We start from the raw sequence: 11,607 nt of genomic DNA, 5'->3' as shown, positions 1-11,607 counted from the left end.
CCGCAGAATCAAGGCAAAGCTAAAGGGCTTGCCGCCTGCAATTCACAGACAGCAAGCCCTTTCGGCTGCTTGAACATTTTTTACTTCAGAATATTGTCTAACTTTTTGGGGTCACTTCACTTTGCGCTTTTGCCGGGTTTTCTTTGATTTTAAGGGGCCATGCTGACCGCTATTCCGGTTCACAGGGAAACCGCCTCCAGCTTCCCATCACAGATCCGCACCATTCGGGACGCACGCGCCGCCACTTTGGGATCGTGCGTAATCATGACGATCGTATGCCCTCCCCGATGAAACGTTTCCAACATTTGCATGACATCTTCCCCGGTTTTGGAGTCGAGATTTCCCGTCGGTTCGTCTGCAAGCAGGATTTTGGGCTGCGCCGCTACCGCGCGTGCAATGGCAACCCGCTGCTGCTGACCGCCGCTCATCTGATTCGGGTAATGTTCCATTCGGCTTTCCAGGCCAACTGCCGCCAGCGCCTCCTGTGCCAGGCGTCTTCGTTCCCGACGCGGTGTTCCCCGATAAAGAAGCGGAAGCTCTACATTTTCCTCTGCACTGAGTTCCTGCACCAGATTAAATCCCTGAAAAATGAACCCGATTTCCCGGTTTCGGATTTCTGAGAGCTGTCGTTCTGTCAGATCCGCCACACAATGTCCCTCCAGCCAATACTCCCCTTCGTCCGGCACATCCAGACATCCAAGCAGATTCATCAGCGTCGATTTTCCGCTGCCAGACGGCCCGATGATTGCCAAAAATTCCCCTTCTGCAATCTGCAGGCTGACTTCGTCAAGCGCGCGAATCACCTCATTGCCAACCATATATTGTTTTACCAAATCTTTCATCTCAATCAGCGCCATCCACACACCCTTGCTTTCCTTCATTTTCTAGTGTTACCATCTCCCAAAACGCCGCATTCTATACCGGATTTGTCCTGTCTTTCCGCTCAGAACGCCCAGATGTGTCCGCCGCGTATTCTGCATTCTGTATATTTTTACGGATTTTTTGGGAATGCTTGATTTTACCATGAATCGTGCTATAATAAGGGCGATGGATATCTATTTTTATACATGATAACCGATTCGGTTACATGTTCCATGCGTTCTGCGCATAAAAAGAAAGGAGATCGACATTATGCCACTGGTAAACACCACAGAAATGTTCAAAAAGGCATACGAAGGCGGGTACGCGATCGGCGCGTTCAACGTCAACAACATGGAAATCATCCAGGGAATCACCGAGGCTGCAAAAGAGCTGAATGCCCCGCTGATTCTGCAGGTTTCCGCTGGCGCCCGGAAGTATGCAAACCAGACCTATCTGCGTAAACTTGTGGAAGCCGCTCTGGAAGAAACCGGCCTTCCGATCGCACTGCACCTTGACCACGGCGACAGCTTTGAGCTCTGCAAAAGCTGCATCGACGGCGGTTTCTCTTCTGTCATGATCGACGGTTCTCACCTCAGTTTTGAGGAGAACATTGCGTTGACCGCTAAGGTTGTGGAATATGCACATCCCCGCGGAATCACCGTTGAAGGCGAACTCGGACGTCTTGCCGGTATCGAGGATGCCGTCAACGTTTCTGCGGAAGACGCTTCTTACACCAATCCTGCTCAGGTTCAGGAATTCGTTGAGAAAACGAACGTTGACTCTCTCGCAATTGCAATCGGCACCAGCCACGGCGCTTACAAATTCAAACCCGGCCAGAAACCGCAGCTCCGCTTTGACATTCTGGAAGAAGTCTCCAAGCGTCTGCCTGGCTTCCCGATCGTTCTGCACGGTGCTTCCTCTGTTCCGCAGAACTTCGTCAAGATCATCAACGAGAACGGCGGCAAAATGCCGGATGCAATCGGCATTCCGGAGGACATGCTCCGTCAGGCAGCTCGTATGGCCGTCTGCAAAATCAACATCGACTCCGACCTGCGTCTTGCAATGACCGCTTCGATCCGTCAGCACTTTGTGGAGCATCCGGATCACTTCGATCCGCGTCAGTATCTTGCTCCGGGCCGCGCTGCGATCAAAGAGCTTGTTAAGCACAAGATCGTGGATGTTCTCGGCTGCGACGGCAAAGCCTAATCGCACGGAACAATCTTTTTGCATTTCAAAACCGCCCGTCCCTTTTACAGGGTCGGGCGGTTTTTTCATGCTGTCTTGCAGGTTCTTTGCCTTTTCGGACTTTTCCAAACGCGAGGAAGAAATTCACAGTTCGAAAAAATTTTCCTTTGCAGCTTAACATTTGACGGCACCCCCCACATGTACAAAAAATTAAAGTCCGGGAACATATCCAGACATGTTAAAAACGAACATTATTCTGGCAACTGTACAAAAATCGATTCCGGATTGTCAAAAAGTGCTTGCGCAAAAATGAATGAAAAAAGTCTGCCCATCAAACAGCTTGTAAGCCCGGAATAAGCGCTGCTATTTTTAGCAATAATAAGGACAGATCTTTTGCAAAGGAGATGCATCACTTGAACGTAACACAGCGCGAATATGCGGAAATGACAAAACAGGCCTCCCCAAACTCTTCTGTCCTGAAAGACTGTCTGATGGCCTTTCTGTTTGGCGGCGCAATCTGTACCCTTGGGCAGGCGCTTTTCACTCTGTATCAGCAAACCGGACTGGATGAAAAAAGCGCACGGGGCGCTGTTTCCATCAGTTTAATTTTGATTGCAGCCGTTCTCACGGCGCTGAATATCTTCGACAATATCGCAAAATACGCCGGTGCCGGTACGCTGGTGCCGATCACCGGATTCGCCAACGCGATGGTTGCTCCGGCAATCGAATTCAAAACCGAAGGCTTCATTCTTGGAGTCGGCGCGAAGATGTTTGCCATTGCCGGACCGGTTCTCGTGTACGGAATTTCCGCCTCCGTCGTATATGGCATTATCTTGTACGTGATCAGCCTGTTTTAAGGGAAGGAGGAGCCAATTTGCCGAAACGACAGGGAAAATATACCCTTCTGCTGCCTTCCAAGCCTTCTATCATTGGTTCCGCTGCCGTTGCAGGAAAAAAGGAAAAAGAAGGCCCCATGGGCACCTATTTTGATTTGTGTTTTCAGGACACCACTTTAGGAGAAGAAAGCTGGGAAAAAGCGGAAGCGCGGATGCAAACTGAAGCGGTCAACCTCGCCATCCAGAAGGCCGGCCTGACCAATGCTGCAATCCAGTATATTTTTGCAGGCGATCTTCTGAACCAGTGCATTTCTTCCTCCTTTGGGCTTCGCGGGCTGGGAATTCCCTTTCTTGGCCAGTACGGCGCCTGCTCGACCATGGCGCAAACCATTTCCCTTGCTGCGCTGCTGGTTGACTGCGGCGCCGCCAATCACTGCGCTGCCGTCACTTCCTCGCACTTCTGCTCCGCTGAACGGCAATTTCGATTTCCGCTTGAATACGGCGGGCAGCGCACGCCTACCGCGCAATGGACGGCAACCGCTTCCGGGTCCGCCATTTTAGGGGCACATCAGACGGACACGCCTTTCGTTGCCGCAATGACCATCGGCAAAATTACAGATCTCGGGATTAAAGATGCCGCTAACATGGGAGCCGCCATGGCGCCCGCTGCCATGCAGACGCTGCTTGACTTTTTGAATGACACGCATACAACGCCCGACGACTACGATCTGATTCTCACCGGAGACCTCGGTTCTGTCGGCGCCGCGCTGCTCAAAGAGCTTCTTACAAAAGAAGGCGTTTCCCTCTCCTCGAACTACAATGACTGCGGTATCCTGATTTATGATGCACAAAAGCAGGATGTCCATGCAGGCGGTTCCGGGTGCGGCTGTTCTGCCGCAATTGTCTGTTCCTATTTGTTTCAAAAAATGCGTGAAGGCGCTTTCCGCAACGTTTTATTTTTGGGAACCGGCGCATTGATGTCCCCAACCTCCTCCCAGCAGGGAGAGAGCATTCCCGGAATTGCACACCTTCTGCAGTTCCGGATGCCTTCCTGAATCATCACGGAAATCGGGCAGCTAATCTCAAAATTTTGGCACCCGAACCCATTGCAACCATACGCCGCAGGTCTGCGAAATCTCTTCTCCCACACCCAGGTGCGAAGCTTCCACATCTGGGTGTGGTTTTTGCATTCTAAAAGTTAAGTCGGCTAATTTCGGCAAGCCGGCCGCTATAGCGGTCGGTTTCGGAATATTTTGTATCACGTCTATGCGTTTATGCCCCCCAGCTTACGCCGGGTTCCAGCCCTGCCTTTTTCGCGGCTGTCACCGCTTCTGTGTCCAAAACAGTCCGGTGTACTCGCCTCTTATACCGGATGTCCGGTTTTATGCCGCACCCGGTTTTAGTTCCATAAAAAATTCCGGAGACAGCAGGTTCTGTCTCCGGAATAAGCGTTTATTGCTTTTTGTAAACCAGTGCCTGATAAGGCTGCAGATTCATTTGCGGCGTCAGCGGGACCTCCGGATAGTTGGAGATGAGCAGATCCCAACTGCCATCCTCCGGAACCGAATACGCAACCGGCTCTGCGGTCAGATTCAGGATGACCAACAGTTTTTCCGCATCCGTTGTCCGTGTATAGCAGTACACCTGCGGATGCTCCGGATCCAAATCTTTGAACTCGCCGTATACAATCGCCTCATGTGCATGGCGGTTGCGGATCAGCTGTTTATAATAGGATAAAATGGAATCCGGATCGTGAAGCTGTGCCTCCACATTGATTTCTTTGTAATTGGGATTGACCATAATCCACGGGTCGCCCTCGGTAAATCCGGCATTTTTGCCTGCCGTCCACTGCATCGGCGTACGCGCGTTATCCCGCGTAATTTCAAGAAGCAGCGGGAATTTTTCCGCAACATCCACGCCTTCTTCTTCGAATTCCTTGATCTGATTGACTACTTCGATATCGCGCAGATCTTCCCGGCGGAACGGGCAGTTTGTCATGCCGATTTCTTCGCCTTCGTAGATATACGGCGTTCCCTGCATGGTGTGCAGCATGGTCGCCAGCATTTTCGCGCTTTCTTTCCAGTATTTCCCGTCATCGCCAAACCGCGAGACCTGCCTTGGCTGGTCGTGGTTATTGAGGTACAAACTGTTCCAGCCGCGATTTGCAAGGCCGTACTGCCATTCATCCAACGATTTTTTCATTTTTTTCCAGTCGAGCGGCACGCGGGACGCGTACTTGCCATTCGGGTCGCGATCCAGACGCATATGGTCGAACTGGAATACCATATTCAGTTCTCCGCGATCCTCTCCGACATACAGCGCTGCCTGATCAGGCCCGATACCCGGCGCCTCACCGACGGTCATGATATCGTATTTCGAGAGAACCTCTCGGTTCATTTCCTGCAGATAATCGTGCATTTTGGGACCATCAATAAAATATTCTTCCGCGAGTTTATTTTTAATTCCGGTATTCGGGAACCCCGGTACCTTGGAATACATATTGACAGTGTCCATCCGGAATCCGTCGATCCCCAAATCGCACCACCAACGCATATTTTTAAAGACTTCCCCGCGTACAACCGGATTTTCCCAGTTGAGGTCGGGCTGTTTTTTGGAAAACAGATGCAGATAATACTGCCCTGTCTCAGCATCATACTCCCACGCCGAGCCAGAAAAATGGGAACCCCAATCCGAAGGCGGACCGCCGTTGACCGGATCTCTCCAGATATAATAATCCCGATACGGATTGTCCTTGGATTTCCGGGACTCCACAAACCACGGATGCTCATCGGAGCTGTGATTGACTACCAGATCCATCAGCACCTTGATTCCGCGCTCGTGCGCCATGTTCAGAAATTCTTTAAACTCCTCCAACGTGCCAAATTCCGGATTGATATCATAATAGTCGGAAATGTCATACCCGTTATCATCCATCGGAGACCGATAAATCGGGCTGAACCAGATCACATCAATTCCGAGATCTTTGAGATAATCCAGATGCTGCATAACCCCTTTGCAGTCACCCAGGCCGTCTCCATTGCCGTCCGCAAAGCTGCGCGGATAAATTTGATAAACAACCGCTTCTTTCCACCAGGCCTTTTTCACGTCGAGAACCTCCTTTGCAGTTTCAAATGAAATGTTGATACTTGAATTATAATGCATCTGTTATGATAGTTCTTGCATCATTCTCTGAATTTATTGCACAATTCTATCAATATCAAGATTCTATGTGATAAATGCGGACTTTCCTGGAGATCGGCATTCCCTATCGGATGGGTACTGTCAAGAATTATGCGCAAAAAGGTTTGCAGACTCCGGCTGAATGAAGTCAGCCGGCAATAGGGACGTCGTTCAAAGCCGCCTCTAAGTGCTTCATATTCATGTATTTCTTGTTGCCCCGCTGCGTTCCCGCCGCATGACGCAGCCTTGCACAGACCAGCATCAGCGCAGAGTTCCCATCGGGGAACATTCCCGCCACACGCGTCCTACGGCGGATCTCACGGTTCAGCCGTTCGATCACATTGTTGGTGCGGATACGCGTCCAGTGCTCGCTGGGAAAATCACAGCAGGTCAGCGTTTCCTCGATGCCGTCCTCGACCTTCTTGGCAGCCTCCTTCAGCTTCATTGTTTTAACTCGGCAACAACAGCCTTTGCCTTCTCGCGGGAGGCTTTCTTGCCCTCCTGGGCGCGGATCGCCTTGAGCATTTTCGCTGCAATTTTGACCTTTGATTTTGGCACAACAGAGAAAACATTGCGGTAGAAATGCACGATGCAGCGCTGGTATTTGGCATCTGGAAATACTTCGCCCACGGCCTCCAGTATCCCCATGCATTTGTCGCCGACGAGGAGCTTTACGCCGTCTAGACCCCGCCCGCGCAGCCACTGGAAGAAGCTGACCCAGCTGGCCTTGTCCTCTTTCATCCCCTCGGCAGCGCCCAGAACCTCACGAAACCCGTCCTCATTCACGGCAATTGCCGCCAGAATGGCGACATTTTCGTATTCTCCGCCCCAGTTGCGGCGCAGGCAGATGCCGTCCACGTAGACATACGGATACCGTCCGCCCTGCAGTGGCCGGTTCCGCCAGTCCTCAATGTGGACGTAGGCTTTCTTGTTCAGTTCGCTGACGGTGGCATGCGAGACCTTGCTGTCCCACAGAGCCTCGGTGATGTTCTCCACACGGCGCACGGAAACGCCTGCCGGGTACATCTCAATGAGGGCCTCCTCCACGCTGCTCTCCCGGCGGCGATACCGCTCGATGATGGCCGTCTCGAAGGACACGCCCTTGCGCCGCGGCATATGGAGCGTGACATCGCCGGAGGTCGTGGTGAGGCAGCGGTCATAGTGGCCGCTGCGATAGCCTTGACGGACCTCGCTGCGCTCGCAGCGGGCCGCCTGCGTCAGAGACTCCGCCTCCTTTTCCAGTAGCTCATTCAGGGTTTCTTCCGCGCTGCTTCGGACCAATTCCTTGATCTGACCCTTGATTAGAGTTCCTCATTTAGCTGTACAATTTTCTCGGACATCGTTTGCTGTCTCCTTTCGAATGTTTGTGTTGTGACTTCATTCTGCCAGAGCCTGCAAGCGATGTCTTCTTTTATCCTCTTTTCAATTTGCGCAACTTTTCTTACCTTATCATCAGATGTGATCGGGTTTCGGCAACCGCCTCGCCGTGCTGCCTATGGGTACGCGAAACCGTTTTGCGCGCAAAAAAGCGGCTGTCCACACAGGGACAGCCGCTTTTGCTTGTAAAGAACTCTTATTCGCTTGCCTTCTGGACAAGTTCTTCGTACCGCTCTGCAGCCACTTTCTCGGCCTTTTCGAACAGCTTCTCTGCACGCTCGGGGAACGAACGGGTCAGAGAGTTGTAACGGACTTCGCCCATGATGAAATCACGATAGCTTGCCGTCGGCGCCTTGCTGTCGAGCTGGAACGGATTGAGACCTTCGTCCTTACGGCGCGGATCGTAACGATAGTTGTTCCAATATCCTGCCGCAACAGCCTTCTTCTCTTCTGCCATGGAGATGCCCATGCCGCCCTTGATACCGTGGTTGATGCACGGTGCATAAGCGATGATGATGGACGGGCCATTGTAGCTTTCTGCCTCATGGAAGGCCTTGATGCACTGATTCATGTCTGCGCCCATTGCAACATGTGCAACATAGACATAACCGTACGTCATGGCGATTCCGGCCAGATCCTTTTTCTTGATGCTCTTACCGGTTGCTGCAAACTGTGCAACAGAGCCGATCGGCGTAGACTTAGAAGCCTGTCCGCCTGTATTGGAGTAAACCTCTGTATCGAACACGAGAATGTTGATGTTCTCGCCGGAAGCCAGCGCATGGTCCACGCCGCCGAAGCCGATATCATATGCCCAGCCGTCGCCGCCGAGGATCCACATGGACTTCTTCGCAAGATAATCTTTGTCAGCCAGCGTCTTCTTCGCAAGCGCGCCAACCTCGCAGCTGCAATCTGCAACCTTCTCGAGCGCTTCAATGAGTGCCTTTGCCGGTTCGCGGTTTGCCGTGCTGTCGGTCATGGTTGCAAGATAGTTCTCGCAAGCTGCCTTCAGATCTTCTTTGTCTGTTTTTTCAACGATTTCCTTGATATAGTCAGCCAGTCTTGCGCGGATTGCATTCTGTGCAAGCGTCATACCGAGGCCGTACTCTGCGTTATCCTCAAAGAGGGAGTTTGCCCAAGCAGGACCATGGCCTTCTTTATTTACGGTGTACGGTGTTGCCGGAGCGGAACCAGCCCAGATAGAGGAGCATCCGGTTGCGTTGGCAATATACATCCGATCGCCGAACAGCTGCGTTGCCAGCTTTGCATACGGAGTTTCACCGCATCCGCCGCAAGCGCCGGAGAATTCAAGCAGCGGCTGCTTGAACTGGCTGCCCTTGACCGTCGTCTCTTTGAACTTCTCGTTGACTTCCGGTTTGACCGGGAGCTTGTAACCATAATCGAAAACATCCTGCTCGCCGCGCTGCGAATCAAGCGGTTTCATGACGAGCGCTTTCGCACCCTTCTTGCCCGGGCAGACCTGTGCGCAGGAACCGCAGCCGGTGCAGTCGAGCGCCGATACGGTCATCGCAAACTTCATGCCCGGCATACCGGTCATGTTGGTTGCCTTCGTGCCTGCCGGCGCTGCCGCCAGCTCTTCCTCTGTCATTGCAACCGGGCGGATAACCGCATGCGGGCAGACATAGGAGCAGAAGTTACACTGGATGCAGTTTTCAGGCTGCCATTCCGGAACGTCAACCGCGATACCGCGTTTCTCATAAGCAGCCGAGCCTTGCGGCGTCGTGCCGTCCACATAATCCTTGAATGCAGAAACCGGCAGATCCTTGCCCTTGAAGGAGTTGACCGGATTGAGCACGTTGTTCACGTAATCAACCACATCCTGACGGTCGCCGGTTGCTTTCACAACGACGTCGTCATCCGTGCAGTCTTTCCAGGATGCCGGAACATCGACTTTTACGAATCCGGAAATTCCGCGGTCGATTGCAGCGTGGTTCATCGCAACGATCTTCTCGCCCTTCTTGCTGTAGGACTTCGTTGCTGCTTCCTTCATGAAGCGAACTGCATCGTCAACCGGAATGATGTTGGCAATTTTGAAGAATGCAGCCTGCAGAATCGTGTTGATACGACCGCCGAGGCCGATTTCCTTACCAATTTTAATACCGTCGATCGTGTAGAAGTTGATATCGTTCTCTGCGATATACTTCTTCATTTTGCCGGGCAGGTGCTTGTCGAGTTCTTCCAGATCCCAAGCGCAGTTGAGCAGGAAGCTGCCGCCCTTTTTGAGGTCTTCAACCATATCGTATTTGCCGATGTATGCCGGGTTGTGACAGGCGACAAAGTCCGCATGGTTGATATAATAGGTGGATTTAATCGGCTTATTGCCAAAACGGAGGTGAGAAATCGTCAGACCGCCGGATTTCTTCGAGTCATAATCGAAGTAGCCCTGTGCGTACATATCGGTGTGGTCGCCGATGATCTTGATGGAGTTCTTGTTCGCACCGACCGTACCGTCTGCGCCGAGTCCCCAGAATTTGCAGGAATGCGTGCCTGCCGGGATGGTGTTCGGCTCATGATCGACATGCAAGGAAAGATTCGTAACGTCGTCGACGATACCGATCGTGAAGCGCTTCTTGGCATCTGCAGCACCCATGTTGTCGAAAACCGCAACGATCTGTCCCGGTGTGGTATCTTTCGAGGAGAGGCCGTAACGTCCGGTGTAAACCGGGCATGCGCCAAACTTCGTGCCGTTGAGCGCTGCCAGTACATCGAGGTACAGCGGCTCACCGATGGAACCGGGTTCCTTTGTACGATCCAGTACGGAAATGTACTTGACGGTATCCGGCATGACATCGAGCAGGTACTGTGCAACAAACGGACGATACAGACGGACCTTGATCAGGCCGACCTTCTGTCCGGCTGCATTCATGAAGTCAATTGCTTCTTCTGCGCAATCGCAGACGGAACCCATCGCGATGATCACTTTTTCCGCGTCGGGTGCGCCGTAGTAGTTGAAGGGTTTATAGTCTGTCCCAATTTTCGCGTTGATCTTGTTCATGTAATCGACGACAACGCCGGGAATTGCATCATAATAGCTGTTGCAGGCTTCACGTGCCTGGAAGAAAATATCACCGTTCTGAGCAGAACCGCGCAGCACCGGATGCTCCGGATTGAGCGCGCGGCGGCGGAATGCATCCACTGCATCCCAATCGAGCAGCTCGCCGAGATCTTCATAATCCCAAGTTTCAATTTTCTGAATTTCATGCGAGGTACGGAAACCGTCGAAGAAATGCAGGAACGGCACACGGCCCTTGATGGCTGCAAGGTGTGCGACCGCGCCGAGATCCATAACTTCTTGCGGGCTGTTTGCACACAGCATCGCATATCCGGTCTGCCGACATGCATAAATATCGGAGTGATCTCCGAAAATGGAAAGTGCATGGCTTGCAAGCGCACGAGCAGAAACGTGAATGACGCTCGGCAGCAGCTCACCGGCCATTTTATACATATTCGGAATCATCAGGAGCAAGCCCTGAGACGCCGTGTACGTTGTCGTCAACGCACCGGCTGCGAGAGAACCGTGAACCGCACCGGCGGCACCCGCTTCAGACTGCATTTCCGTCACGCGGACTTCTCTGCCAAACAGGTTCTTTCTTCCGGCAGCAGCATACTTGTCGGTTTCATCTGCCATCACAGAAGACGGCGTGATGGGGTAGATCGCAGCAACGTCCGTAAACGCATAAGAAACATGCGCGGCGGCGCTGTTACCATCCATGGTTTTCATTTTCCTAGCCATTATGATAGTTCCTCCTTTTGGGATGAATGATGGGTGAAACTCCGCACAGACCACATCGTTTTTAATCGTTTTTAGACGTGCGGGGCATTTTTGTACCACTGAATATATTAACACTTTTTCTTAAAACTGTAAAGCAAAACCGCGTATTTTCTCCCTGTACATTTTATGCTTTCTTTGACCGCCCAAAGACCGCCCAAATTCTATCGCTTTCGATCGCTGCTTCAGAATCGGCTTTTCCGGACAAAAGTCGGCGGATAGAACGGCTTGTGCCCGTTTAAAACGCGCGCACGCCGCCGGATCCTTTCGTACTGCTTCAGAAAAGAGCGCACAGATTTGACATTCCTATGGCAGTTACGATATAATGGCATCATTCAGATTGGCTGCGGTTTACCAGCCTTTTCGCGCCTTTTCAAGGCA

Annotated in this window: 6 protein-coding genes and 1 pseudogene; 3 read left to right on the top strand and 4 right to left on the bottom strand. The window is 52.2% G+C overall.

Annotated features, from left to right (window positions below):
• Positions 1 to 179 precede the first annotated feature (179 nt).
• Positions 180 to 881, bottom strand: a complete 702-nt coding sequence (locus tag IAG03_RS05045; protein WP_249318739.1) for an ABC transporter ATP-binding protein — start codon at positions 879 to 881, stop codon at positions 180 to 182.
• Between the two features lie 250 nt (positions 882 to 1,131).
• Between IAG03_RS05045 and fba the strand changes: the two genes are divergently transcribed.
• From fba to spoVAD, 3 genes are all read left to right on the top strand, one after another.
• Positions 1,132 to 2,067, top strand: a complete 936-nt coding sequence (gene fba / locus IAG03_RS05040) for a class II fructose-1,6-bisphosphate aldolase (protein WP_249318738.1) — start codon at positions 1,132 to 1,134, stop codon at positions 2,065 to 2,067.
• Positions 2,068 to 2,450: 383 nt separating this feature from the next.
• Entirely contained in the window at positions 2,451 to 2,903 is a 453-nt protein-coding gene (spoVAC, locus tag IAG03_RS05035; protein WP_249318736.1) for a stage V sporulation protein AC, read from the top strand.
• Between the two features lie 17 nt (positions 2,904 to 2,920).
• Positions 2,921 to 3,937, top strand: a complete 1,017-nt coding sequence (spoVAD, locus tag IAG03_RS05030; protein ID WP_249318734.1) for a stage V sporulation protein AD — start codon at positions 2,921 to 2,923, stop codon at positions 3,935 to 3,937.
• A gap of 397 nt (positions 3,938 to 4,334) precedes the next feature.
• Here the strand turns inward: spoVAD and IAG03_RS05025 are convergent, their stop codons facing one another.
• The 3 genes and pseudogenes from IAG03_RS05025 to nifJ all read right to left on the bottom strand — a co-directional run bounded on the left by IAG03_RS05025 (position 4,335) and on the right by nifJ (position 11,190).
• Positions 4,335 to 5,987: an alpha,alpha-phosphotrehalase gene (locus IAG03_RS05025; RefSeq protein WP_249318731.1), complete on the bottom strand. Its 1,653-nt coding sequence runs from the start codon at positions 5,985 to 5,987 to the stop codon at positions 4,335 to 4,337.
• Positions 5,988 to 6,210: 223 nt separating this feature from the next.
• Positions 6,211 to 7,402 (bottom strand): annotated as a pseudogene (locus IAG03_RS05020) (IS256 family transposase).
• Between the two features lie 233 nt (positions 7,403 to 7,635).
• Positions 7,636 to 11,190: a pyruvate:ferredoxin (flavodoxin) oxidoreductase gene (gene nifJ / locus IAG03_RS05015; protein WP_249318729.1), complete on the bottom strand. Its 3,555-nt coding sequence runs from the start codon at positions 11,188 to 11,190 to the stop codon at positions 7,636 to 7,638.
• Between the last annotated feature and the right edge of the window lie 417 nt (positions 11,191 to 11,607).

The sequence above is a fragment of the Yeguia hominis genome, from assembly GCF_014384705.1.
Lineage (GTDB): Bacteria > Bacillota > Clostridia > Oscillospirales > Acutalibacteraceae > Yeguia > Yeguia hominis.
The sequence above is the reverse complement of the archived record's forward strand: the minus strand, read 5'-3'. Positions and strand labels throughout refer to the sequence as shown.